Source organism: Pseudomonas sp. 65/3-MNA-CIBAN-0223, assembly GCF_040310425.1.
Lineage (GTDB): Bacteria > Pseudomonadota > Gammaproteobacteria > Pseudomonadales > Pseudomonadaceae > Aquipseudomonas > Aquipseudomonas gregormendelii.
In genome coordinates this window covers 53,029-76,016 of sequence record NZ_JBEOPV010000006.1, presented here as the reverse complement: position 1 = coordinate 76,016, position 22,988 = coordinate 53,029, and the positions used below count along the sequence as shown (strand labels likewise).

At 60.2% G+C, this 22,988-nt stretch carries 24 protein-coding genes; 9 read left to right on the top strand and 15 right to left on the bottom strand.

Annotation, left to right across the window (positions count from 1 at the left end):
- Window positions 1–2: 2 nt before the first annotated feature.
- Window positions 3–1,055, top strand: a complete 1,053-nt coding sequence (hisC, locus tag AAEZ09_RS08505) for a histidinol-phosphate transaminase (protein WP_045061440.1) — start codon at window positions 3–5, stop codon at window positions 1,053–1,055.
- A gap of 122 nt (window positions 1,056–1,177) precedes the next feature.
- Here the strand turns inward: hisC and algW are convergent, their stop codons facing one another.
- Window positions 1,178–2,344, bottom strand: a complete 1,167-nt coding sequence (algW, locus tag AAEZ09_RS08500) for a Do family serine endopeptidase AlgW (protein ID WP_045061439.1) — start codon at window positions 2,342–2,344, stop codon at window positions 1,178–1,180.
- Between the two features lie 102 nt (window positions 2,345–2,446).
- Here algW and AAEZ09_RS08495 point away from each other — a divergent pair, with 102 nt between their 5' ends.
- The 3 genes from AAEZ09_RS08495 to cysN all read left to right on the top strand — a co-directional run bounded on the left by AAEZ09_RS08495 (window position 2,447) and on the right by cysN (window position 6,295).
- A complete protein-coding gene (locus tag AAEZ09_RS08495; RefSeq protein WP_045061438.1) occupies window positions 2,447–3,205 on the top strand; it encodes a Nif3-like dinuclear metal center hexameric protein in 759 nt (252 codons plus the stop codon).
- A gap of 264 nt (window positions 3,206–3,469) precedes the next feature.
- On the top strand, window positions 3,470–4,387 hold the full coding sequence (cysD, locus tag AAEZ09_RS08490; RefSeq protein WP_010463281.1) for a sulfate adenylyltransferase subunit CysD: 918 nt from the start codon (window positions 3,470–3,472) through the stop codon (window positions 4,385–4,387).
- A 9-nt stretch (window positions 4,388–4,396) separates the two neighbouring features.
- A complete protein-coding gene (gene cysN / locus AAEZ09_RS08485) occupies window positions 4,397–6,295 on the top strand; it encodes a sulfate adenylyltransferase subunit CysN (RefSeq protein WP_045061437.1) in 1,899 nt (632 codons plus the stop codon).
- Window positions 6,296–6,466: 171 nt separating this feature from the next.
- On the opposite strand, the gene yihG is transcribed toward cysN, so the two are convergent.
- The 3 genes from yihG to AAEZ09_RS08470 are packed head-to-tail and all read right to left on the bottom strand — an operon-like array spanning window position 6,467 to window position 9,868.
- Window positions 6,467–7,372, bottom strand: coding sequence for a 1-acylglycerol-3-phosphate O-acyltransferase, YihG family (yihG, locus tag AAEZ09_RS08480; protein ID WP_350599026.1), 906 nt, complete (start codon window positions 7,370–7,372; stop codon window positions 6,467–6,469).
- Window positions 7,373–9,472, bottom strand: a complete 2,100-nt coding sequence (gene pta, locus AAEZ09_RS08475; protein ID WP_045061435.1) for a phosphate acetyltransferase — start codon at window positions 9,470–9,472, stop codon at window positions 7,373–7,375.
- A 57-nt stretch (window positions 9,473–9,529) separates the two neighbouring features.
- The gene (locus AAEZ09_RS08470) at window positions 9,530–9,868 is read right to left on the bottom strand and encodes a DUF3565 domain-containing protein (protein WP_045061498.1); all 339 of its coding nucleotides are present in this window, start codon (window positions 9,866–9,868) and stop codon (window positions 9,530–9,532) included.
- On the opposite strand from AAEZ09_RS08470, the gene AAEZ09_RS08465 reads away from it, so the two are divergent.
- The 3 genes from AAEZ09_RS08465 to AAEZ09_RS08455 all read left to right on the top strand — a co-directional run bounded on the left by AAEZ09_RS08465 (window position 9,837) and on the right by AAEZ09_RS08455 (window position 12,223).
- A complete protein-coding gene (locus AAEZ09_RS08465; protein ID WP_045061434.1) occupies window positions 9,837–10,322 on the top strand; it encodes an FKBP-type peptidyl-prolyl cis-trans isomerase in 486 nt (161 codons plus the stop codon). The two genes, AAEZ09_RS08470 and AAEZ09_RS08465, sit on opposite strands and share 32 nt — an antisense overlap.
- A gap of 123 nt (window positions 10,323–10,445) precedes the next feature.
- Window positions 10,446–10,928: a glutathione peroxidase gene (locus AAEZ09_RS08460; RefSeq protein WP_045061433.1), complete on the top strand. Its 483-nt coding sequence runs from the start codon at window positions 10,446–10,448 to the stop codon at window positions 10,926–10,928.
- Window positions 10,929–11,119: 191 nt separating this feature from the next.
- On the top strand, window positions 11,120–12,223 hold the full coding sequence (locus tag AAEZ09_RS08455; protein WP_205893562.1) for an NADH:flavin oxidoreductase: 1,104 nt from the start codon (window positions 11,120–11,122) through the stop codon (window positions 12,221–12,223).
- A 217-nt stretch (window positions 12,224–12,440) separates the two neighbouring features.
- Here AAEZ09_RS08455 and AAEZ09_RS08450 read toward each other — a convergent pair whose 3' ends face one another.
- Window positions 12,441–13,640, bottom strand: coding sequence for a glycosyltransferase family 4 protein (locus tag AAEZ09_RS08450; RefSeq protein ID WP_350599022.1), 1,200 nt, complete (start codon window positions 13,638–13,640; stop codon window positions 12,441–12,443).
- A 39-nt stretch (window positions 13,641–13,679) separates the two neighbouring features.
- On the bottom strand, window positions 13,680–14,432 hold the full coding sequence (gene cysZ / locus AAEZ09_RS08445; RefSeq protein ID WP_045061430.1) for a sulfate transporter CysZ: 753 nt from the start codon (window positions 14,430–14,432) through the stop codon (window positions 13,680–13,682).
- Between the two features lie 312 nt (window positions 14,433–14,744).
- Between cysZ and trxB the strand changes: the two genes are divergently transcribed.
- Complete coding sequence (gene trxB / locus AAEZ09_RS08440; RefSeq protein ID WP_122837533.1) at window positions 14,745–15,707, top strand: thioredoxin-disulfide reductase; 963 nt, start codon at window positions 14,745–14,747, stop codon at window positions 15,705–15,707.
- A gap of 261 nt (window positions 15,708–15,968) precedes the next feature.
- On the opposite strand, the gene AAEZ09_RS08435 is transcribed toward trxB, so the two are convergent.
- From AAEZ09_RS08435 to AAEZ09_RS08405, 7 genes are all read right to left on the bottom strand, one after another.
- Window positions 15,969–17,219 carry a 2-aminoadipate transaminase gene (locus AAEZ09_RS08435; RefSeq protein ID WP_350599019.1) on the bottom strand — a complete coding sequence of 417 codons (1,251 nt, stop codon included), beginning with the start codon at window positions 17,217–17,219 and terminating at the stop codon, window positions 15,969–15,971.
- Window positions 17,220–17,394: 175 nt separating this feature from the next.
- On the bottom strand, window positions 17,395–17,733 hold the full coding sequence (locus AAEZ09_RS08430; protein WP_350599017.1) for a HopJ type III effector protein: 339 nt from the start codon (window positions 17,731–17,733) through the stop codon (window positions 17,395–17,397).
- Window positions 17,726–18,022, bottom strand: a complete 297-nt coding sequence (locus tag AAEZ09_RS08425; RefSeq protein WP_045061422.1) for a DUF1244 domain-containing protein — start codon at window positions 18,020–18,022, stop codon at window positions 17,726–17,728. Before AAEZ09_RS08425 ends, AAEZ09_RS08430 begins: the two co-directional genes overlap by 8 nt.
- Before the next feature lie 96 nt (window positions 18,023–18,118).
- Window positions 18,119–18,490 carry a dihydroneopterin triphosphate 2'-epimerase gene (folX, locus tag AAEZ09_RS08420; RefSeq protein WP_045061421.1) on the bottom strand — a complete coding sequence of 124 codons (372 nt, stop codon included), beginning with the start codon at window positions 18,488–18,490 and terminating at the stop codon, window positions 18,119–18,121.
- A gap of 2 nt (window positions 18,491–18,492) precedes the next feature.
- The gene (gene folE / locus AAEZ09_RS08415; protein ID WP_045061420.1) at window positions 18,493–19,068 is read right to left on the bottom strand and encodes a GTP cyclohydrolase I FolE; all 576 of its coding nucleotides are present in this window, start codon (window positions 19,066–19,068) and stop codon (window positions 18,493–18,495) included.
- 21 nt (window positions 19,069–19,089) lie between these two features.
- Complete coding sequence (folM, locus tag AAEZ09_RS08410) at window positions 19,090–19,800, bottom strand: dihydromonapterin reductase (RefSeq protein WP_350599015.1); 711 nt, start codon at window positions 19,798–19,800, stop codon at window positions 19,090–19,092.
- Between the two features lie 225 nt (window positions 19,801–20,025).
- Window positions 20,026–20,595 carry an antibiotic biosynthesis monooxygenase gene (locus AAEZ09_RS08405; protein ID WP_045061418.1) on the bottom strand — a complete coding sequence of 190 codons (570 nt, stop codon included), beginning with the start codon at window positions 20,593–20,595 and terminating at the stop codon, window positions 20,026–20,028.
- Window positions 20,596–20,806: 211 nt separating this feature from the next.
- Here AAEZ09_RS08405 and AAEZ09_RS08400 point away from each other — a divergent pair, with 211 nt between their 5' ends.
- Window positions 20,807–21,766, top strand: a complete 960-nt coding sequence (locus AAEZ09_RS08400; protein ID WP_350599255.1) for a MerR family transcriptional regulator — start codon at window positions 20,807–20,809, stop codon at window positions 21,764–21,766.
- 1 nt (window position 21,767) lies between these two features.
- Here the strand turns inward: AAEZ09_RS08400 and AAEZ09_RS08395 are convergent, their stop codons facing one another.
- Together AAEZ09_RS08395 and AAEZ09_RS08390 are read right to left on the bottom strand one after the other, a co-directional pair.
- Entirely contained in the window at window positions 21,768–22,373 is a 606-nt protein-coding gene (locus AAEZ09_RS08395; protein WP_122837544.1) for a hypothetical protein, read from the bottom strand.
- Window positions 22,374–22,445: 72 nt separating this feature from the next.
- Window positions 22,446–22,904 (bottom strand): PAS domain-containing protein, encoded by a 459-nt coding sequence (locus AAEZ09_RS08390; protein WP_045061415.1) that lies wholly within the window; start codon window positions 22,902–22,904, stop codon window positions 22,446–22,448.
- Window positions 22,905–22,988 lie beyond the last annotated feature (84 nt).

Here is a 22,988-nt window from a genome sequence, read left to right as displayed (position 1 = left end):
ACATGAGTAAATTCTGGAGCCCCTTCGTCAAGGACCTGGTGCCTTACGTGCCGGGCGAGCAGCCCAAGCTGACCAAGCTGGTGAAACTCAACACCAATGAAAACCCGTACGGTCCTTCGCCCAAGGCCCTGGCGGCGATGCAAACCGAATTGAATGACAACCTGCGTCTGTACCCGGACCCGAACAGCGATGTGCTCAAGCAAGCCGTTGCCCGTTACTACGCAGTGCAGGCTAACCAGGTGTTCCTGGGCAACGGTTCCGATGAAGTCCTGGCGCACATTTTCCATGGCTTGCTGCAGCACGATAAGCCGCTGCTGTTCCCGGACATCAGCTACAGCTTCTATCCGGTGTATTGCGGGCTATACGGCATCAAGTTCGATGCGGTGCCGCTGGATGAACAGTTTCAGATCAATCCGGCGGACTATGCCAGGCCGAACGGCGGGGTCATCTTTCCGAACCCGAACGCGCCCACCGGTTGCCTGCTGGCACTGGATGCAGTGGAGCAAATTCTCAAGGCCAGTCCGGATTCGGTGGTGGTGGTGGATGAGGCGTACATCGACTTCGGCGGTGAGACCGCGATCACTTTGGTGGATCGTTATCCGAACCTGCTGGTGACCCAGACCCTGTCCAAATCCCGGTCGCTGGCAGGCTTGCGGGTAGGTTTGGCGGTAGGCCATCCGGACCTGATCGAGGCACTGGAGCGAATCAAAAACAGCTTCAACTCCTATCCGCTGGATCGCCTGGCGAATGTCGGGGGGGCGGCGGCGTTCGAGGATCGCGATTACTTCGACAAGACTTGCCGGTTGGTCATCGAGCACCGTGAGTGGGTCGTCGCGCAATTGGAAGGCAAGGGGTTTGAAGTGTTGCCGTCGGCAGCCAACTTCATTTTCGCCCGTCATCCGCAGCACGACGCAGCGGGCCTGGCAGCCAAGTTACGCGAACAAGGCGTGATCGTCCGGCACTTCAAGCAGGAGCGCATTGCGCAGTTCCTGCGGATCTCCATCGGTACGCCGGAGCAGAACCAGGCGCTGATCGACGGCCTCGGCAACCTTTAAGCCATCCCCCGATCCTGTGGGAGCGAGCCTGCTCGCGATAGCGGCTTGACAGTCAACGATGATGTTGAACGTTATGCCCTCATCGCGAGCAGGCTCGCTCCCACAGTGTTGTGTGCTGCTGCTTACTCTTCTTCTTTCTCTTTGACCGGGGCCGGTGCCGGTGGTGGACGCAGACCGATTTCGGCGGTGAGCTTGATCTCTTTGCCGTTGCGCATCACCTGAATGGTCACCTTGTCCGTCGGCTTGATCCGCGCCACCTGGTTCATGGAGCGACGGCCGTCGCCGGCTGGTTCGCCGTCGATCGCGAGAATTACGTCGCCCAGTTGCAGGCCGGCTTTCTGCGCCGGGCCATCGCGGAAAATCCCTGCTACCACGATACCCGGGCGCCCCGACAGGCCAAATGACTCGGCCAGTTCCTGGGTCAGGGGCTGTACTTCGATGCCGAGCCAGCCGCGAATTACCTGGCCGTGTTCGATGATCGACTTCATCACTTCCATCGCCAGTTTGACCGGGATGGCGAAGCCGATGCCCTGGGAGCCGCCGGACTTGGAGAAGATCGCCGTGTTGATTCCGGTCAGGTTGCCGTTGGCATCGACCAGCGCGCCGCCGGAGTTGCCGGGGTTGATCGCGGCGTCGGTCTGAATGAAATCTTCGTAGTTGTTCAGGCCCAGCTGGTTACGGCCAGTGGCGCTGATGATGCCCATGGTCACGGTCTGGCCGACACCGAATGGGTTGCCGATGGCCAGGGCGACGTCGCCGATGCGGATATTGTCAGAGCGCCCGACGGTGATCGACGGGAGGTTCTTGAGGTCGATCTTCAATACCGCGAGATCGGTTTCCGGATCGCTGCCAATCACCCGGGCCAGGGTTTCCCGGCCATCCTTCAGGGCCACGACAATCTGGTCGGCACCGCTGGTGACGTGGTTGTTGGTCAGCAGATAGCCTTCGGGACTCATGATCACGCCCGAACCCAGGCTCGATTCCATGCGTTTCTGCTTGGGCGAGTTGTCGCCGAAGAACCGGCGGAACTGCGGGTCCTCGAACAGTGGGTGGTTCGGTTTGTTGATGACTTTGGTGGTGTAGAGGTTGACCACCGATGGCGCGGCCGTGGTCACCGCGTCGGCATAGGACACCGGACCTTGCTGCACGCTGGTGGTTTGCGGGGCTTGCTGCAGATTCACATCGAGGCTTGGAAGCCCGACCCATTGCGGGTAGCGCTGGATGATCAACAGAGCGATAAGCACGCCGGCCAACAGCGGCCAGCCGGAAAAACGCAGCGCCTTGAGCATTAAGCACGTCCTGAAAGGTTGCAGGCGGTATGAGACCGCCCATAATGACGCGCATTATACGAGGCCGCGCGCGCCTCTGAACGGGATATTTAGGAGTCTTTTATGGCCGTCGCCCTGAGCACCCTGGTCGAAGAAGCTGACCGTTACCTGAACAGCGCCAGGATTGCCGATTATTGCCCCAATGGGTTGCAGGTCGAAGGTCGACCGCAGGTGATGCGTATCGTCAGTGGCGTCACCGCGAGCCAGGCGCTGCTGGACGCGGCGGTCGAAGCCCAGGCCGACCTGGTGCTGGTGCATCACGGTTATTTCTGGAAGGGCGAGAACCCCTGCGTCACCGGCATGAAGCAGCGTCGGCTGAAAACCCTGCTCAAGCACGACATCAGCCTGTTGGCGTATCACCTGCCACTGGACCTGCACCCGGATGTTGGCAACAACGTCCAGCTTGCCCGTCAGCTGGACATCACCGTGGAAGGCCCGCTGGATCCGGACAACCTGAAGATCGTCGGCCTGGTCGGCTCCCTCAGCGAGCCGATGACACCCCGGGATTTCGCCCGTCGAGTGCAGGAAGTCATGGGGCGCGAGCCGTTGCTGATCGAAGGCAGCGAGATGATCCGCCGTGTCGGCTGGTGCACCGGCGGCGGCCAGGGCTACATCGACCAGGCGGTGCTGGCCGGCGTTGACCTGTACCTCAGTGGCGAAGCGTCCGAGCAGACCTTCCACAGCGCCCGGGAAAACGACATCAGCTTTATCGCCGCCGGCCACCATGCCACCGAGCGTTACGGCGTGCAGGCCCTGGGCGACTACCTGGCGCGACGCTTTGCGCTGGAACACATCTTCATCGATTGCCCCAACCCGATCTGATTGAATCGCAATTCCTTGCGTAGGAGCTGCCGAAGGCTGCGATCTTTTGATCTTAAAAAAACAACGTCAAAAGATCGCAGCCTTGGGCAGCTCCTACAGGGGTGGTGTGCCAATCAGCCAGGCGTGGTGGTGGCCAAACGCGGGGGTATATTCATATACCCTTTCGATCTAGCCAGCGTCCTGATTAGAAGAGGTCGCTGTGCTAGGATTCCCCGCTCGAACACGGCCCGCTGGCCGTCCATAAGATCGTTTTCGTGAGTAGCCATGGTCGACAAACTGACGCATCTGAAACAGCTGGAGGCCGAAAGCATCCACATCATCCGCGAGGTCGCCGCCGAGTTCGATAACCCGGTGATGCTGTACTCCGTCGGTAAAGACTCCGCCGTGATGCTGCACCTTGCGCGCAAGGCATTCTTCCCGGGCAAGCTGCCGTTCCCGGTCATGCACGTGGACACCCGGTGGAAGTTCAAGGAGATGTACGCGTTCCGCGACCGCATGGTCGAAGAACTCGGCCTCGACCTGCTGGTGCACGTGAACCCCGATGGCGTCGCGCAGGGCATCAACCCGCTGACCCACGGCAGCGCCAAGCACACCGACATCATGAAGACCGAAGGCCTCAAGCAGGCCCTCGACAAATACGGCTTCGACGCCGCCTTCGGTGGTGCCCGTCGCGATGAAGAAAAATCCCGCGCCAAAGAGCGCGTGTATTCCTTCCGCGATACCAAGCACCGTTGGGACCCGAAAAACCAGCGCCCGGAGCTGTGGAACGTCTATAACGGCAACGTCAACAAAGGCGAATCCATTCGTGTGTTCCCGTTGTCGAACTGGACCGAACTGGACATCTGGCAGTACATCTACCTCGAAGGCATCCCGATTGTGCCGCTGTATTTCGCCGCCGAGCGCGACGTCATCGAGATGAATGGCACCTGGATCATGATCGACGACGAACGCCTGCTCAATCACCTGAGCGACGAAGACAAGGCGCGCATCGTCAAGAAGAAAGTCCGTTTCCGCACACTGGGTGACTACCCGCTGACCGGCGCGGTCGAGTCCGAGGCCACCAGCCTGACCGACATCATTCAGGAAATGCTCCTGACGCGAACTTCCGAACGCCAGGGCCGGGTCATCGACCACGATGGCGCAGGCTCGATGGAAGAAAAGAAACGTCAGGGTTATTTCTAAGGGGTTGTCATGTCGCACGTATCTGATTTGATCAGCGAGGACATCCTCGCCTACCTGGGCCAGCACGAACGCAAGGAAATGCTGCGCTTCCTGACCTGTGGCAACGTCGACGACGGCAAGAGCACCCTGATCGGGCGCCTGCTGCACGACTCCAAGATGATCTACGAAGATCACCTGGAAGCCATCACCCGCGACTCGAAAAAAGTTGGCACCACCGGCGAAGACATCGACCTGGCGTTGCTGGTCGACGGCCTGCAGGCCGAGCGTGAGCAAGGCATCACCATCGATGTCGCCTACCGCTATTTCTCTACCGCCAAGCGCAAATTCATCATCGCCGATACCCCGGGCCATGAGCAGTACACGCGCAACATGGCCACCGGTGCGTCCACCTGTGACCTGGCGATCATCCTGGTTGATGCCCGTTACGGCGTGCAGACCCAGACCCGTCGCCACAGCTTCATCGCCTCGTTACTGGGCATCAAGCACATCGTGGTTGCCATCAACAAGATGGACCTCAATGGCTTCGACGAAAGCGTGTTCGAGTCGATCAAGGCCGATTACCTGAAGTTTGCCGAAGGTATCGCCTTCAAACCGACCACCATGGCCTTCGTGCCGATGTCCGCTCTCAAGGGCGACAACGTGGTGAACAAATCCGAGCGCTCGCCGTGGTACACCGGCCAGTCGCTGATGGAAATTCTTGAAACCGTCGAAATCGCCAACGACCGCAACTACACCGACCTGCGTTTCCCGGTGCAGTACGTCAACCGTCCGAACCTGAACTTCCGTGGTTTCGCCGGCACCCTGGCCAGCGGCGTCGTGCACAAGGGCGATGAAGTCGTTGTGCTGCCGTCGGGCAAGAGCAGCCGTGTGAAATCCATCGTCACCTTCGAGGGTGAACTGGAGCACGCCGGTCCTGGTCAGGCGGTAACGCTGACCATGGAAGACGAGATCGACATCTCCCGCGGCGACCTGCTGGTGCACGCCGACAACCTGCCGCAAGTCACTGACGCGTTCGACGCCATGCTGGTGTGGATGGCGGAAGAGCCGATGCTGCCGGGCAAGAAATACGACATCAAGCGCGCCACCACTTACGTGCCGGGTTCGATCACCAGCATCGTTAACCGTGTTGACGTGAACACCCTGGAAGAAGGACCTGCCAGCTCGTTGCAACTGAACGAGATCGGTCGGGTCAAGGTGAGCCTCGACGCGGAGATCGCGCTGGACGGTTACGCCAGCAACCGCACCACGGGTTCGTTCATCGTCATCGACCGCCTGACCAATGGCACTGTCGCCGCCGGCATGATCATCGCCCAGCCGTTGGCTCATGGCAGCAGCACGCACCACGGCAAACTGGCTCACGTGGCCACCGAAGAACGCGCCCAGCGCTTCGGCCAGCAACCGGCAACCGTGTTGTTCAGCGGGCTGTCGGGCGCGGGCAAAAGCACCCTGGCCTACGCGGTTGAACGCAAGTTGTTCGACATGGGCCGTGCGGTGTTCGTACTGGATGGCCAGAACCTGCGTCACGACCTGAACAAGGGTCTGCCACAGGATCGCGCCGGACGCACCGAGAACTGGCGCCGTGCCGCACACGTTGCGCGTCAGTTCAACGAAGCCGGCCTGCTGACCCTCGCCGCATTCGTCGCACCGAGCGCCGAAGGCCGCGAACAGGCCAAGGACCTGATCGGCAAGGAGCGCCTGCTGACGGTCTACGTCCAGGCCTCGCCAGCGGTCTGTGCCGAGCGTGACCCGCAAGGCCTGTACGCCGCGGCAGGTGACAACATCCCGGGTGAATCCTTCCCGTACGACGTGCCGCTGGATGCCGACCTGGTAGTCGATACCCAGTCCCTGTCGCTGGAAGAAAGCGTCAAGCAGGTGCTGGATCTGCTGCGTCAGCGTGGCGCGATCTAAGCGTTAGCCGTTAATAAAAAACCCGCCGATGAGTGATCATCCGGCGGGTTTTTTGTTTCGGGTCAACTCGGTCAACTGTGGGAGCCAGCCCGCTGGCGATTGCGGTGTTTCAGTCAACCCATCTGCTGAATGTGAATCCGCTATCGCCAGCAGGCTGGCTCCCACAGGAGATCAGTGTTTGGCTGGATATTTGCGATACATCTGCTCCAACAGTGCATCCTTGTCTTCCCATAGCTGATTGATCCAGCCCTGGAACTGCAACCGGTACTCCCCATCCTGCTCATAATTCTTGCCGATGAACTCCGGTGGAATTTTCAACTCCTGGAAGTGCACCACCACATCCTGCACGTTCCCGCACAACAGATCCCAATACCCCGGACGCCCGCCCGGATAGTGAATGGTCACGTTGACGATCGACTCCAGCTGCTCACCCATCGCATCCAGCACAAACGCAATGCCGCCGGCCTTGGGTTTGAGCAGGTATTTGAAGGGTGATTTCTGCTGTGCGTGTTTACCTTCGGTGAAGCGCGTGCCTTCGGCGAAGTTGAACATGCCTACCGGGTAGTTGCGAAATTTCGCGCAGGTCTTGCGAGTGGTTTCCAGGTCTTTGCCTTTCTTCTCCGGGTGCTTTTCCAGGTAGGCCTTGGAGTAGCGCTTCATGAACGGGAAGCCCAGGGCCCACCATGCCAGGCCGATCACCGGGACCCAGATCAGCTCCTGCTTGAGAAAGAACTTCAGCGGCTGGATCCGGCGGTTGAGCACGTACTGCAGCACCATGATGTCGACCCAGCTCTGGTGGTTGCTGGTGATCAGGTAGGAGTGCTGATAGTCCAGGCCTTCCAGGCCGCTGAGGTGCCAGCGGGTGCGGCAGACGAGGTTCATCCAGGCCTTGTTGTTGCTGATCCAGGCTTCATGGGTATGGCTCATCAGCCAGCGCGTGAAGCGCTGGGTGATGGCGAAGGGCAGCACCTTGAAGATCGCCACGCAGAACAGGAACGAGCACAGCAGGATGGTATTGAGCGCCAGCAATAGCGATGCGATCACGCCGCGCACGGCGGCAGGCAGGAAACCCAGCATTTAAAGATCCATAGGTCGGTTGGCGGCTTGGATCGCGGTCAACGCGATGGTGTAGACGATGTCGTCGACCTGCGCGCCGCGCGGCAGGTCGTTCACCGGTTTGCGCAGGCCTTGCAGCATCGGCCCGAGGCTGACGCAGTCGGCGCTGCGCTGCACGGCTTTGTGTGTGGTGTTGCCGGTGTTCAGGTCGGGAAACACGAACACCGTGGCGCGACCGGCAACCTGGCTGTTCGGCGCCAGTTGCCGGGCCACGGTTTCGTTGGCGGCAGCGTCGTACTGCAGGGGGCCGTCGATCAGCAGCGAGTTCTGCTGTTCGTGGGCGAGCAATGTCGCTTCGCGGACTTTCTCGACTTCTTCACCGCTGGCGGATTCGCCGCTGGAATAGCTGATCATCGCCACCCGCGGAGTGATGCCGAAAGCCGCCGCCGAGTCGGCACTTTGCAGAGCGATCTCGGCCAGTTCGCTGGCGCTCGGGTGCGGGTTCATCACGCAGTCGCCGTAGACCAGCACCTCTTCCGGAAACAACATGAAGAACACCGATGACACCAGGGTGCAGCCCGGCGCGGTCTTGATCAGCTGCAGGGCCGGGCGGATGGTGTTGGCGGTGGAGTGGATGACCCCGGACACCAGGCCGTCGACCTCGTCCAGCGCCAGCATCATGGTGCCGATCACCACGGTGTCTTCCAGTTGCTGCTCGGCCATCGGCGCGTTGAGGCTTTTGCTTTTACGCAGCGCGACCATCGGCTCGACATAGCGCTCGCGGATCAGGTCCGGGTCGAGAATTTCCAGTCCCGGCGGCAGCTCGATATCGTGCGCACGGGCCACGGCTTCGACGTCTGCGGGCTTGGCCAGGAGCACGCAACGGGCGATGCCGCGGGCCTGGCAGATGGCCGCCGCCTGTACGGTCAACGGCTCGCTGCCCTCAGGCAATACGATGCGCTTGTTGGCGGCCTGGGCGCGCTGGATCAGTTGATAGCGGAACACTGCCGGCGACAGGCGCATTTCCCGCGGAGTACCGCAGCGCTGGTGCAGCCAGTTGGCGTCGAGGTGGCTGGCGACGAAGTCGGTGATGATCTCCGCGCGCTCGCGGTCGTCGATCGGGATCTCCTTGTTCAGCCCGTTCAACTGGTTGGCAGTGTCGTATGAACCGGTGCTCACCGACAGCACGGGCAGGCCGGCCTGCAAGGCGCCGCGGCACAAGTCCATGATGCGCGGGTCGGGCAGGGTGTCGCTGGTCAGCAGCAGGCCGGCCAGCGGTACGCCGTTCATGGCGGCGAGGCTGACGGCGAGGATGATGTCATCGCGGTCGCCCGGGGTGACCACCAGCACGCCGGGCTTGAGCAGCTCGACAGTGTTGCGCATGGTACGCGCGCAGATGATGATTTTGCTCATGCGCCGGGTTTCGTAATCCCCGGCGTTGAGAATCTGCGCGCCCATCAGGTCGGCGACGTCGCGGGTGCGGGGGGCGTTGAGTTCCGGCTGGAACGGGATGCACCCGAGCAGTTTGAAATCACCGCTGCGCAGCAATGGCGAGTGTTCCTTCAGGCGTGAGGCGAAGACTTCCATGCTTTCATCGGTCTTGACCTTGTTGAGGATCACGCCGAGGACTTTCGGGTCCTTGGGGCCACCAAACAACTGCGCCTGCAATTCCACACGGCCGGACAGTTCGGTGAGCACTTCGTTTTCCGGCGCCGAGACCAGGATCACGTCGGCGTCCAGGCTCTTGGCCAGGTGCAGATTGACTCGCGCAGCGTAGCTGGCACTGCGGGTCGGGACCATGCCTTCGACGATCAGCACGTCCTTGCCGATCGCTGCCTGTTGATAGAGCGTGATGATTTCTTCGAGCAGCTCATCGAGCTGACCGTCGCCCAGCATGCGTTCGACGTGGGCCAGGCCCAGCGGCTGGGGCGGTTTGAGGCCATGGGTGCGCGCCACCAGTTCGGTGGAGCGTTCAGGCCCGGTGTCGCCCGGGTGCGGTTGGGCGATCGGTTTGAAAAAGCCGACTTTGAGACCGGCTCGCTCAAGGGTACGCACCAGCCCGAGGCTGATGGAGGTCAGACCCACACCAAAATCGGTGGGCGCGATAAAAAAAGTTTGCATGCGGATTCTCTAAGGGAGCGCAGGGGTGACCTTCTATTTTTGGAGGTCTACCGACATTCAGTCGCCAAGGTTATCGCTAACCGGGCCTTGTGCGCACCAACCGCAAGCAAAGGGCTGGCCTATTTTTTCAATGCGCTGCGCCGGGTCCATGACCCAGGCCCGGGATTGCCATGGCGGCTGGTGGCGCAGGTGCTGGGTATGGCCGCAGGAAAGCTCGGCAACCCAGTGCCCGTCCTCGTCCTGATGGAAACCTGTAACCCTGGAGTCCTGCATCGTCATCCGTCTGTCCGGGTTGTGTTCGCTTTCGGGCGATTGCTTCGCTAAACTTGGCCTTTCTATATTCTTCTGCAAAAGGTCTCGCCCCATGCTGATCGCCGCCAATAAGGCTGTCTCCATCGACTATACCCTGACCAACGACGCTGGTGAGGTCATCGACAGCTCCGCCGGCGGCGCGCCGCTGGTTTACCTGCAAGGCGCAGGCAATATCATTCCAGGCCTGGAAAAAGCCCTGGAAGGCAAGGCAGTTGGTGATGAACTGACCGTTGCTGTTGAACCTGAAGACGCTTACGGCGAGTACGCTGCCGAACTGGTCAGCACCCTGAGCCGCAGCATGTTCGAAGGCGTCGACGAACTGGAAGTGGGCATGCAGTTCCACGCTTCCGCTCCGGACGGCCAGATGCAGATCGTCACCATTCGCGATCTGGACGGCGACGACGTGACTGTCGACGGCAACCACCCGTTGGCCGGTCAGCGCCTGAATTTCCAGGTCAAGATCATCGACATCCGTGACGCCAGCCAGGAAGAAGTTGCCCATGGTCACGTCCATGGCGAAGGTGGTCATCACCACTGATTTTCTGCGCTAAGCTCAGAGAACTGGAGAGGCGCCCGAGGGCGCCTTTTTTAGTCCGCGGTTGTCCATGGCAGCGCCGCCAGGTAGCTGTTTCGAGAAGAACACGGGAATTTGGAGTTCGTCATGAGCGCTTTTCACGACCTTAAATTGACAGCCCTGGATGGTCAGGAGCTACCGCTGGCGCCTTTCAAAGGGCGCGTCGTGCTGGTGGTGAACGTTGCCTCCAAATGTGGCCTGACTCCGCAATACGCGGCGCTGGAAAACCTTTACCAGCAGTACAAGGACAAAGGTTTCAGTGTGCTCGGGCTGCCGTGCAACCAGTTTGCCGGGCAGGAACCGGGGACTGAGCAGGAGATCCAGGAATTCTGCAGCCTTAACTATGGCGTGACGTTTCCGTTGTCCAGCAAGCTGGAAGTGAACGGGCACGATCGTCATCAATTGTATCGCCTGCTGGCGGGCGAGGGGGCTGAGTTTCCAGGGGACATCACCTGGAACTTCGAGAAATTCCTGCTGGGCAAGGACGGCCGCGTGCTGGCGCGGTTCTCGCCGCGCACGGCGCCGGATGATGCTTCTGTGATCCAGGCGATCGAGAAAGCGCTGAGCTGAAATATCAAAAGATCAAAAGATCGCAGCCTTCGGCAGCTCCTACAGATAAATGCGTACAACCTGTAGGAGCTGCCGAAGGCTGCGATCTTTTCGTTTCTGATCCTAAATCACTTAAATCAATAATGCTGTTCAGCCCTCGATGTTCTCCATATTATGGCTGTCATAAAGCCTGTCCCCCGTGGAGCGTCCTCATGCCCGTCAAAGCCCTGTTCAAACCGTTCCACCTCGGCACTCTCCAATTGCCGACCCGCGTCGTCATGGCGCCGATGACTCGTTCGTTCTCCCCAGGTGGCGTGCCCAATTCCAAGGTGATCGAGTACTACCGTCGACGTGCTGCCGCCGGCGTTGGCCTGATCATTACCGAAGGCACCACGGTCGATCATAAGGCCTCCAATGGCTACCCGAACGTGCCGCACTTCTATGGTGAGGCTGCATTGGCCGGCTGGAAGAAAGTGGTCGATGCGGTGCACGCCGAAGGCGGCAAGATCGTGCCTCAGCTGTGGCATGTCGGCAGTGTGCGGCGCACCGGCACCGAGCCGGACGCCAGCGTGCCGGGCTACGGTCCCTCGGAAAAGCTGAAGGACGGTCAGGTCGTGGTTCACGGCATGAGCAAACAGGACATCCAGGAAGTCATCGCCGCATTTGCCCAGGCGGCCAAGGATGCACAAAGCATTGGCATGGACGGCGTGGAAATCCACGGGGCCCACGGCTATCTGGTCGATCAGTTCTTCTGGGAAGGCAGCAACCAGCGCACCGACGAGTACGGTGGCAGCCTGGCCAATCGTTCGCGCTTTGCCATCGAATTGATTCAAGCGGTGCGTGCCGCGGTCGGTGAAGGCTTCCCGATCATCTTCCGCTTCTCCCAGTGGAAGCAGCAGGACTACACCGCCCGCCTGGTGCAGACCCCGCAAGCGCTGGGTGAATTCCTCCAGCCGCTGTCCGACGCCGGCGTGGATATTTTCCACTGCTCGACGCGCCGTTTCTGGGAGCCGGAGTTCGACGGTTCCGAACTGAACCTGGCAGGCTGGGCTCGCAAACTCACTGGCAAACCGACCATCACCGTGGGCAGCGTGGGCCTGGATGGCGAGTTCCTGCAATTCATGGTCAACACCGACAAGATCGCCCAGCCTGCCAGCCTGGAAAAACTGCTGGAACGCTTGAACAACGATGAGTTCGACCTGGTGGCGGTGGGGCGCGCGTTGCTGGTGGATCCGGACTGGGCGCAGAAAGTGCGCGATGGGCGTGAGGAAGATATCTTGCCGTTCAGCCGTGAGGCGTTGATGACGCTGGTTTAAGCGTCAACTGGGAAGGCCCCATCGCCAGCAGGCTGGCTCCCACAGGTTTTGTGTACACCGCAGACCCCTGTGAACCAGAAGGCTGGCTTTAACAGGTTTTGTGTACACCGCAGATCCCTGTGAACCAGCAGGCTGGCTTTAACAGGTTTTGAGTACACCGCAGACCCCTTGTGGGAGCCAGCCTGCTGGCGATGACTGACTCAATGTCACCCTGGGTTCAGGGTGAGGTTGGTGCATTTGGCACCACGTGCTCCCCCACACAAGCCCCCCGCAACTGCCCCTCAAACTGCTCGATAATCGCCGGCCAGCCCTGGCGACTGGCATGCTGCCTGGCGTTCAGACGCACGCAGCGCAATGTCTCGCGCTCCTCCAGCAACCATGCCGCCGCATCGCAAAACGCATCTTCATCCCCAGGCATCGCCAGCACCCCGTTGTAGCCATGGCGAATATGCTGGGCCGCTGCAGCTTGATCGTACGCCACCACGCCCAGGCCCGAAGCCAGCGCCTCAAGCACTACATTGCCGAAGGTCTCGGTCATGCTCGGAAACAGAAACACATCCCCCGATGCATAGTGACTGGCCAGGACTTCCCCTCGCTGGGCACCGCAGAAGATCGCATGTGGAAGTTCCTTTTCGAGCGCAGCCCGTTGCGGGCCGTCACCAATCACGATCAGTTTCAGATTCTTCTGTGGATAACTCGCCTTCAACGTGTCGAAACACCGCTTGAGCAGGCCCAGGTTTTTCTCCGGCGCCAGGCGACCGACATGGATCACCGCGATGTCGCGCTCGGCCAGGCCCCACTGTTCACGCAGCGCCGGCAAACGCCGGGTCGGATGAAACAACTGGCTGTCGACCCCGCGGGACAGCAACGCCAACCGCTCGAAATGCCGACGCTCCAGCTCCATGCGCTGACTCACACTGGGCACCAGCGTCAGGCTCGAACGGTTGTGAAACCAGCGCAGGTAGTGAGTCAGCAGGCGGGTCAGCAGGCCGAAGCCATACTGGCTGGAGTACTGCTGGAAATTGGTGTGAAACCCGCTGACCACCGCAATGCCCAGGCGGCGTGCAGCGCGCAGCGCGGACAACCCCAGCGGTCCTTCCGTCGCGATGTAGAGCACATCCGGGCGATGGTGCTGCCAGCGCCGCAGCAACTTGTGCATCGACGACTGCCCCCACTGCAACCCTGGATAACCCGGTAGCGGCCAGCCCCGGCACAGCAGCAACTCATCGTCGCCAACCATTTGCTGGTCGCCATTCTGGCGCGGCCGCACCAGCTCCACGCGATGCCCGCGCGCGCGCAAGCCGTCGCACAAACGGCCAAGGGTGTTGGCCACGCCGTTGATTTCGGGAGGGAAGGTTTCGGTGATCAGGGTGATATGCAGAGCTGTCGTCATGACCCCAGTGTCGGCTGGGGCCATGTCGTCGGTGTGACGGAGAAATGATGGATTTGTGAACAGTCAGCGCTGGGTCACCAGGTTTTCCGCGCCACGTTCACGCACCCAGAACAACGTTGCGCCCGCGACGGCCGCCGGCATCATCAGGATATTGACGACCGGAATCAGCAGCACCAGGTAAACGCTCCCGCCAAAACTCATGCTCTGCCAGCGCTTTTCGCGCAGCCAGGCAAGCATCTCGTTCCAGCCCAGCTTGTGGTTATCCGCCGGGTAGTCGATGTACTGGATCGCCATCATCCACACCCCGAACAGCAGCCACAGCGGCGCGGCGATGATGTTGACCACCGGGATGAACGACAGGATGAACAGCCCAAGCGCCCGGGGAAGAAAGTAGCCGAGCTTGCGCATTTCCCGGGCCAGGGTGCGCGGGATCATCGCGATCAGCTCACCCCAGCTGAAAGCGGGGAAGTCGTCGGTGCCGCGCACCACCACTTCAACTTTTTCCGCGAGGAAGCCATTGAAGGGGGCCGCGATGATATTGGCCAGCATGGTGAAGGTGAAAAACACCATTAACACCACCAGCACGACAAAAATCGGCCACAGGATGTAACTGAGAAAACTCAGCCACTCGGGTAGGGACGGCATCAGCGTATCAACCCACAGGCTGAACTGATGGCTGGCCAGGTAGATCAATCCGACGAACAGTATCAAGTTGATCATCAGCGGCAACAGCACGAACAAACGCAGGCCGGGGCTCAGGACCAGCTTGAGGCCTTCACGCAGGTATTGCGGGCCAGAGAGAACGGGGGCGGGCATAAGGGGCTCCGAGCTAGGGGAAACGCGCCGACCTTACCGGCTTTGCCCGGGTGGCGAAAGCGCCGTGTCAGCGTCGACATCAGCTTTAACAAATTAGTCTATACAGTCGCGGTACCGGATAGAGACCACCTATGAGCTGGATTGTTATTGCGTATTTCCTTAATCTTCGCCCCCTCGATAAGCTGCACCCATTCTTTTTACAGGACTGTCGAGCCCAAGCCTTCCCCAAGTGCTTTCAACGGTCCTTTTTAATTCCCGCCGGCAACCCGGCGTTCCGCGCCAGTTGTTTGGGCCGGTCAACAGGAGCAGGTCATGTCTGAAGTCCGTCATTCGCGAGTGATTATTCTTGGTTCCGGCCCTGCCGGTTACAGCGCAGCGGTCTATGCCGCACGTGCCAACCTCAAGCCACTGCTGATCACCGGCATGCAGGCTGGCGGTCAGCTGACCACCACCACCGAAGTCGACAACTGGCCGGGCGATGTCCACGGCCTGACCGGCCCGGCGCTGATGGAGCGGATGAAAGAACACGCCGAGCGCTTCGAGACCGAGATCGTCTTCGATCACATCAATGCCGTGGACTTTGCTTCCAAGCCTTACAGCCTGACCGGCGACAGCGGGACTTACACCTGCGACGCCCTGATCATTGCCACTGGCGCCAGCGCTCGTTACCTGGGCCTGCCATCGGAAGAAGCGTTCATGGGCAAGGGCGTTTCAGCCTGCGCTACCTGCGACGGTTTCTTCTACCGCAACAAGCCAGTGGCGGTAGTGGGCGGTGGCAACACTGCGGTGGAAGAAGCGCTGTACCTGGCCAACATCGCCAGCACCGTGACCCTGGTCCACCGTCGCGAAACCTTCCGCGCCGAGAAGATCCTGATCGACAAGCTGAACGCTCGCGTTGCCGAAGGCAAGATCGTGCTGAAGCTGAACTCGACGCTCGACGAAGTGCTGGGCGACAACATGGGGGTGACCGGTGCGCGCCTGAAGAACAACGACGGCAGCTTCGACGAACTGAAAGTCGACGGCGTGTTCATCGCTATCGGCCATACGCCGAACACTTCGCTGTTCGAAGGCCAGTTGACCATGAAAGATGGTTACCTGGTTGTGCAGGGCGGCCGTGAAGGCAACGCTACCGCGACCAACCTCGAAGGTATCTTCGCGGCTGGCGACGTGGCCGACCACGTCTACCGCCAGGCCATCACCTCCGCCGGTGCCGGCTGCATGGCTGCACTGGATGCCGAGCGCTACCTGGACGACCTGCAGAACGCCAAGTTCTGAGAGCGTTGAAATGAAAAAACCGGCTTCGGCCGGTTTTTTTGTGGGCATTCTGACTGGCGCCGCAACTTATGTGTGGGAGCGGGCTTCCCCGCGAAAGCGGTGTACCGGTCGACACATTCAGTCCTCGATTCGAACTTGAGGCATCTGAGGATGTGGAAGTTCAGCGTCGAAATCGTGTGTATTCAATGAGTATTGCGACGCACATTCAGGGGCTGCAAGCGACCATAACTTGCTACGTCAGTCCCTGAGTTAATTTTGCCATCAGGTCAGTTGTGCCAGGCAGGACTCGAGGATGTCCAGGCCTTCCTCCAGCACGGCGGCCTCTGTAGTCAATGGCGCCAGCAGCCTGATGATGTGGCGCGACTTGCCACTGGGCATCAGCAACAAGCCGGCATCACGCGCCAGGGCCAGCAATTGGGTGAGCTGCGCTGCAGCCGGACTGCCGTCAGGATGAGTCAGCTCGATGCCGCGCATGGCGCCGACACCGGTCAGGCGCCCGAGGAAGGGCGACAGCTGGCGGGTGTGCCAGGACTGATAGCGGCTGACGATGGCTTCTTCCTGCTGCGCCCCCCAGCTGTGCAGCCGGGCGTCGGTCATTTCGTCAAGGGTCGCCAGCGCAGCCGCGCAGGCAATTGGGTTGCCGGAATAGGTGCCACCCAGCCCGCCCTTGGGCAGCACGTCCAGCAGCGCTTTGCGCCCGACCACCGCTCCCAGTGGCACTCCGCCGGCGATGCTTTTGCCCAGCAGAATCAGATCCGGCTCGATGCCAAGGCGCGAAAACCCGAAGCGCTGGCCGGTACGGCCAAAGCCCGACTGGATTTCGTCGGCGATCAGCACAATACCCTTGTCATCGCACAAACGCCGCAGCGCCTGGGCAAACGCCGGGTCCATCGCGAGAAAGCCCGCTTCGCCCTGCACCGGTTCGAAGATGAAACAGGCGACGTCCGCAATGTCGATTTCCACGCTGAACAGACGGTCCATGGCTTTGAGGGCTTCAGCGCAGGTCACGCCATTGTCGTGGCTCGGATAGGGCAAGTGGTAAACAGGCCCGGGCAGCACGCCAACTTTTTGCTTGTAGGGCGCAACTTTACCGTTGAGGTTGAGGGTGGCCAGGGTACGGCCGTGAAACGCGCCGTCGAAAGCAATCACGGCGCTACGCCCGGTGGCGCCGCGGACGATCTTCAAGGCGTTTTCTGCGGCTTCTGCGCCACTGTTGGTGAGCATTCCGCTGACGGGGTAGTCGACGGGGATGAAGGCGCTGAGGCGCTCCATCAAATCGATGTAGGGCTGGTGTGGGGCGGCGTTGAATGCGTAATGGGTCAGCCGTGTGGCCTGATCGCGAATGGCTTCGACGATGCGCGGGTGGCAATGACCGAGGTTGAGCACGCCGATACCACCGATGAAGTCGATGTAGCGCTTGCCCTCGGTGTCCCAGACCTCGGCATTTTTGCCATGGCTGAGGGTGACGGGATGAACCACGTTGATCGAACGGCTGATGCTTTCGCTGCTCATGGGTGACCGACTCTGAAGAAGGGATGCTTCTTTTTATCTAAGCCGTGAGCGGTGGTGGCGGGCAAACGAAATAAAGTCGCCGGGTCAATCTTAAAAGTCGGGATGTTTTTTAAGATCAAAAGATCGTCCGAACGCGGCCCGAGCCTCCGGACGATCTTTTGATTTTGATTTCAGGTCAGCGACGAGTCAGAGGCTGCGCACTGAACTTCACACCCGCCAGCCCGTGGGCAATCAACGCCCGGATATTGCCATGATCGCTGCCCTCGGGCGTCGCTAGCACCGAACGGTAATGTTCACCGAACGCCAGCAGAGCCTCTTCATCGCTCAGGCCTTCCAGCAGCGCCAGGCCCAGGGTCTTGCACGAGCCTTCGTTCTGGCCGGCATCGTTGTCCACGCCGCCGTTGCTGAAGGCCTGGGGTTGGTAGTCGTAGCCCGCTGCGATAAAGGCCAGGGTGTCGGCAAAAACGTGTTCGCCGCTCTGCAGGCTGGCGCGCAGGGTGTTCAAGTCACTCATTGGGTTTTCCTTTGGCGAACGCCGCCTGTTGCTCGGCGCTGGCTTCTTGCTGGTATTGGCCTTTCCACTCGGCGTACGGCATGCCGTACACGACTTCGCGGGCGTCATCGAGGCTGACGTCGATCTGGCGTTCATCGGCGGCGGCTTTGTACCACTTGGACAGGCAGTTTCGGCAGAACCCGGAGAGGTTCATCAGGTCGATGTTTTGCACATCCTTGCGGCTATCGAGATGCGCCACCAGCCGGCGGAAAGCGGCGGCTTCGAGTTCGAGGCGTTGTTGATCGGTCATAGGAATCTCTGAGGCAGCTCCAGGCGGCACGCTTCAAGCTGTAAAAAGTGGATGGCGTTGGCTCGCAGTTTACCGCTTCAAGCCTGCAACTTGCAGCTAGCGGCTGGCTGCAAGCGTTATCGATACTGACTCGGCGAAGCGCAGTGCGTGGGGCTTGTCCACTTCGACCTCGGCGTACAGCACCGATTCGTTGAGCATCACCAGATCGAGGATTTCCTGGGTCAGGCGTTCGAGCAGGGCAAAGCGATTACCCTCCACGTGAGCGATGATCGCCTTGGTGATGGTGCGGTAGTTCAGCGCGTGATCGATGTCGTTGTCGCGCACCGCCTCCTGGGCCGCGTACAGGATCGTCAGGTTGATCAGCACGTCCTGCTTGTTGAGGATCTCATCCTCGTTGATTCCGATGAAGGTGCGCAAACACAGGTCCTTGACCCGGATGCGTGCCATTCCTGGCTGAAGTTGTGGCATTGCTACTTGCTCCGTCCAATCAATTGCAGGAACTCCTGGCGGGTATTGCTCGACTCGCGAAAGGCGCCGAGCATCACCGAAGTGTTCATGGTCGAATTCTGTTTCTCGACGCCGCGCATCATCATGCACATGTGCCGTGCTTCGATAACGACTGCGACGCCGGCGGCATCGGTCACAGATTGCACCGCATCGGCGATTTGCCGGGTGAGGTTTTCCTGGATCTGCAGGCGGCGGGCGAACATGTCCACCAGCCGCGCGATCTTCGACAGGCCCAGCACCTTGCCAGTCGGAATATAAGCCACATGGGCCTTGCCGATGAAGGGCAGCAGGTGATGTTCGCACAACGAGTACAGCTCGATGTCGGCAACGATGATCATCTCGTCGGTATCCGAGGAAAACAGCGCGCCGTTGACGATGTCCTCGACACTCTGTTCATAGCCATGGCAGAGGTACTGCATGGCCTTGGCCGCTCGCGTAGGAGTATCGATCAGGCCTTCACGGTCGGGGTTTTCACCAATGCCGATGAGGATCTCGCGATAGCTCTGGGACAGGGCGTTGCGGGGTAGCGTTAGAGTCATGGAACATCCTCGCGGGGCCGTCTACTTGACGTGCCGTCCGCCGTTGACGGTCAGGGTCGTGCCGGTGACATAAGGGTTGTCGAGCAGGTAGCGCAGGCTTTGATAGACCACTTCGCTACCGGGTTCAATCCCCAGCGCGGACTTGGCCAGGGCCTTGGCGCGGTACGCTGCGTCGTCTTCAGGGTTGAACAGTAGCAGGGCCGGCGCAATGCCGTTGACCTTGATGGTCGGCGCGTACCTCGCGGCGAAGGACAGCGTCAGGCTATCGAGCCCGGCCTTGCTCGCACAATAGCCGATGTGGCGGCTGCTGCCCTTGCGCGTCACGTCGTCACTGATGTGCACGATGTCTGCCGGGCTCGAGCGTTCAAGCAGGTCGGCACAATGCAGGTTGATCAGGTAGGGCGCCAGCATGTGTACATTGAACATGCGGGTGAAGGCGAGCGCGTCGGTGTCGGGGGTTTCAGCCAGCCATTCGGAGGCGTTATGCACGATGGCCCGCAGGCTGTCGGTGTGGGTTTTCAGCTCGGCGATGAAGGCGAGAATCCCGGCTTCGCTGGAGAAGTCGGCGAACACCGCCGTGGCGCCCAGATCGCGCAGGGCCTGCACACCGGGGCGTTCGGTGCGATAGCTGAAGATGACCGGCTGACCTTCCTCGAGCAATCGCTGCGCACAGTGCAGGCCGACTCGCTGGCCGGCGCCGGTGATGAGGATTGGGGCTGCGCAAGAGGTCATGTCGGGCTCGCTTTGCGGTAAGAGCCAAACTATACCAGCGCCGGGGTGGATCTACCTCCGTCCTGTGAGGCTCCGGGATTGAGGCCTGAGTACTGAGACCTGAGCACTGTGGGAGCAAAGCTTGCTCGCGATGGTCTGCACGTCGCGGCAGCCACACTGTTGCCCCGCGTCATCGTTGGCGACCATCGCGAGCGAGCGCGCGCCTACAGGGGAGTGGTGGTGGCTTCAATGATTCTGCGCAGAAGCCTTCACCGCCACCCGCCGAGCAGAATCACCACTCAGCCATCCCGCCAGTACCTTCGTCGACAGCGGAATGAAGAAATAAACCATCAACGGCGTCAGGCACAGCGTACTGACCAGCACCCGCGGCAAAAGGCTCAGCTCGCCCAGCAACGGCTCCAGCACAAAGTTGAACAACAACGACACCGGAAAGAACGCCAGCCAGATAGCCACCGCCTGTTTCCAGCGCGGCGGACGTACACCTGCGGCGCCGAACCAGCCTTCAATACCGCTGACCCGATGCTCCTTGGGGTGGGCAAACAGGTCGCTGCCACGCGCCAGCCAGGCTGTACGCGAGGCGGAATGCTCCCAGGCGTGCATGGTTTGCTCGTCGGCGAAGCGGAAGATGATCTGGAATTCGTTATCGCCGGGCGGCGGAGCAAGCACGCCGGAGCCAAGATAACCCTTGAAGTCGGTGGCCAGCTGTTCGCCTTCGCGCAGCCAGTCCATCAGGTCCTGATAGCGCCCATCGGCGACTCGACGCGCAACCATCAGCGTGACGGGGGAAGTAGACATTGTGTATCTCCGTAAGACAAATGCGTCTCTCCGGGTAGGAGATTCGCCAGGCGCAGCACCGGGGTAATGGGCTGCGCGTTGAATCAAGCAAGGATTATTCCTGATTCTGGATAATTCACCAGCGCCTTTGGTCATTCATGAATTTCTTGAATGGTCAGGGGGCAGTAGAGCTAAGATGACTGCCTATTCTTGCAAGGACGTGGGCCGCGAAATGCCTGTATTGACTGACATCGCCGCTTCTACGCTGCAAGCGCGTTCGCTGGAGCGCGAAGACCTGTTTCCCATTCGGGAGGTCTGTCGCCTGACCGGAATCAATCCGGTGACCCTCCGTGCCTGGGAGCGCCGTTATGGGCTGCTTCAGCCCACGCGCACCGAAAGCGGGCATCGCCTGTATTCCATGGCCGATATCGAAAAAGTTCGCAGCATCCTCGGCTGGATCGAGCGCGGTGTAGCGGTCAGCAAGGTCGGCAAGATACTGGCCAAGGCCGAACCTCTCCAGACCCTGGCGAACATCATCCCTGACGAACTGGTGCTCGCCGACTATGCCCAGTGGCAGCAGCAAGTGCAGGCGGCGGTCAGTGGTTTTGATGAAGTGCTGCTGGAACAGATCTACGGCCAGATCTTTTCGAGTTATCCACTGGCGGTGGTCTTTCAGGACATCCTCATGCCGCTGTGGCAACAGTTGCTGCTGCGCCATGATGGGTTCGGGCAAACCAGCGAATGGCTATTTCTCGACGGTTTCCTGCGCTCCCGGGTGTTGCAGCGCCTGCAACTGATGCGCGTCATGCAACCGCGCCGGGTGATTGTCTGCGCCTTGGGCGACCAGGCCCGCGAGCTTGAGGTACTGGTGACGGCGCTGTACCTCAGCCATGTCGACTCGGCCATTCAGTTCCTGTCGATCGGTCAGCCTTTTGACGAACTCACCCTGGTCTGCGAACGGGTCAAGCCGCAGGCACTGGTGCTGGTGTCTAATCACGCACCAGCCCCCGACTTTCCTCGACGCCTGAATCGACTGGCCCTGAGCCTGGATTGTCAGTTGTTCCTCGCCGGTGATGCGTCTGACCTGGCGCAAGAATGCCTGGCCGAGTCGTCGATCGGTTGCCTGGGCAGTGAAGGTGTGGTGATGCGCCAGCGCCTGAAACAATTTCTGGCGGGCAATCTCGATACTTAAATCAGAGGTGCAGGGCGGGGTGGGTCAGGCGATGTTGCTGAAGGATGAACTGACGCAGCCGCTCGGTTTCGTCCTTGTCGCTCTGACTTAGCTGATAAGCAAAAAAGCCGCTTTCGGTTTCTTTCTCGAATGTTCCGCGCAACGCGATCCGTTCATAGCCGGACGGGCTGAACCACAAGGCGAAGTGTTTCGGCGGTTTGGTCTTGTTGCGCACTTCCAGCAGAACACCTTTGAACGACACCTCATGTACCCACAGGGTACCTGGCTGGCCGTTGGCGTTTTCCAGTGCTACCGGCTCCTCAAGCACCAGGCGCCAGGGCCTCACCATCGGCCCGTCTTCGTAGATGCTGGGCACGCCGAGGCGCAGATGCAGCGCATGGAATTCGTCTTCGACCAGGTGCAACGGAAAAGTCATCTGCTGATTTTCGAAATTGGCCTGGATGGTGACTTGCTCGTGCGCAGCCAGGCGCGTGAGCAGATCACGGATTTGCGAACCACCATTTACCAACAGGCTCGACGTCGCATCCCGCATGTTCAGTTGCGGGTTGTGTTGCATGGTCTGGATGAAATCCAGCTCATCCTGCGTCAGGAGCGCGTCGCGTTGCATGATCTACTCGAAAGAAATAGTTACAAAGTCATCGGTGATTGTAGTTAATGACAATTAATTCGCCTTTTTGTTTTAACCGTTCGTCGCTTTCAGCGCGGCAAGCTCGGCCTGGACTTCAGCCAGTTGGGTCTCAAGTTGGGCAATGCGTTGCCGCGCCTTGACCTGAGCGCTGACGTCCTTCTGCACGCCAACGATGTACGTTATACCGTCGCTTTCGCTTTTTACCGTGGAAAGCGACAGCTCGTTCCAGAAGGGCGTCCCGTCCTTGCGGTAATTGCGCAGCGTTTCCCGGCATGAGCCACCTGTGCTCAAGGTCTCGCGAATGACCGCCAGTGCGTCCTGGTCGCGGTCGCCGGACTGCAGGAAGCGGCAATCTTGGTACAGGACTTCCTCGCTGGAATAGCCTGTCAGGCGTTCAAATGCCGGGTTCACGTAAATCAGGATGGTGTCTTGATCGCCTTCTTTCTCGGCAATCACGATACCGTCGTTGGAGGCGTTGATGACCAGTTGCAGCAGCTGGGCATTGATCATTGAGAATCCTTTCCTGTCTGATTGACCTTCGCATTCTAAAAGAAACCATTGTGGGCCTGCTGGTAATATCCTCCTTAATTACTC

Coding starts and splice junctions, on each gene's coding strand:
- AAEZ09_RS08400 (WP_350599255.1), top strand. CDS start 20,807: ATGCCTGTATTGACTGACATCGCCGCTTCTACGCTGCAAGCGCGTTCG.
- AAEZ09_RS08395 (WP_122837544.1), bottom strand. CDS start 22,373: ATGCAACGCGACGCGCTCCTGACGCAGGATGAGCTGGATTTCATCCAG.
- hisC (WP_045061440.1), top strand. CDS start 3: ATGAGTAAATTCTGGAGCCCCTTCGTCAAGGACCTGGTGCCTTACGTG.
- AAEZ09_RS08435 (WP_350599019.1), bottom strand. CDS start 17,219: ATGAGCAGCGAAAGCATCAGCCGTTCGATCAACGTGGTTCATCCCGTC.
- AAEZ09_RS08450 (WP_350599022.1), bottom strand. CDS start 13,640: ATGGCCCCAGCCGACACTGGGGTCATGACGACAGCTCTGCATATCACC.
- folX (WP_045061421.1), bottom strand. CDS start 18,490: ATGCCACAACTTCAGCCAGGAATGGCACGCATCCGGGTCAAGGACCTG.
- trxB (WP_122837533.1), top strand. CDS start 14,745: ATGTCTGAAGTCCGTCATTCGCGAGTGATTATTCTTGGTTCCGGCCCT.
- AAEZ09_RS08465 (WP_045061434.1), top strand. CDS start 9,837: ATGCTGATCGCCGCCAATAAGGCTGTCTCCATCGACTATACCCTGACC.
- AAEZ09_RS08495 (WP_045061438.1), top strand. CDS start 2,447: ATGGCCGTCGCCCTGAGCACCCTGGTCGAAGAAGCTGACCGTTACCTG.
- AAEZ09_RS08455 (WP_205893562.1), top strand. CDS start 11,120: ATGCCCGTCAAAGCCCTGTTCAAACCGTTCCACCTCGGCACTCTCCAA.
- folM (WP_350599015.1), bottom strand. CDS start 19,800: ATGACCTCTTGCGCAGCCCCAATCCTCATCACCGGCGCCGGCCAGCGA.
- cysD (WP_010463281.1), top strand. CDS start 3,470: ATGGTCGACAAACTGACGCATCTGAAACAGCTGGAGGCCGAAAGCATC.
- AAEZ09_RS08390 (WP_045061415.1), bottom strand. CDS start 22,904: ATGATCAATGCCCAGCTGCTGCAACTGGTCATCAACGCCTCCAACGAC.
- pta (WP_045061435.1), bottom strand. CDS start 9,472: ATGCAAACTTTTTTTATCGCGCCCACCGATTTTGGTGTGGGTCTGACC.
- AAEZ09_RS08460 (WP_045061433.1), top strand. CDS start 10,446: ATGAGCGCTTTTCACGACCTTAAATTGACAGCCCTGGATGGTCAGGAG.
- AAEZ09_RS08430 (WP_350599017.1), bottom strand. CDS start 17,733: ATGAGTGACTTGAACACCCTGCGCGCCAGCCTGCAGAGCGGCGAACAC.
- yihG (WP_350599026.1), bottom strand. CDS start 7,372: ATGCTGGGTTTCCTGCCTGCCGCCGTGCGCGGCGTGATCGCATCGCTA.
- AAEZ09_RS08470 (WP_045061498.1), bottom strand. CDS start 9,868: ATGGAGACAGCCTTATTGGCGGCGATCAGCATGGGGCGAGACCTTTTG.
- cysN (WP_045061437.1), top strand. CDS start 4,397: ATGTCGCACGTATCTGATTTGATCAGCGAGGACATCCTCGCCTACCTG.
- AAEZ09_RS08405 (WP_045061418.1), bottom strand. CDS start 20,595: ATGTCTACTTCCCCCGTCACGCTGATGGTTGCGCGTCGAGTCGCCGAT.
- folE (WP_045061420.1), bottom strand. CDS start 19,068: ATGACTCTAACGCTACCCCGCAACGCCCTGTCCCAGAGCTATCGCGAG.
- AAEZ09_RS08425 (WP_045061422.1), bottom strand. CDS start 18,022: ATGACCGATCAACAACGCCTCGAACTCGAAGCCGCCGCTTTCCGCCGG.
- algW (WP_045061439.1), bottom strand. CDS start 2,344: ATGCTCAAGGCGCTGCGTTTTTCCGGCTGGCCGCTGTTGGCCGGCGTG.
- cysZ (WP_045061430.1), bottom strand. CDS start 14,432: ATGCCCGCCCCCGTTCTCTCTGGCCCGCAATACCTGCGTGAAGGCCTC.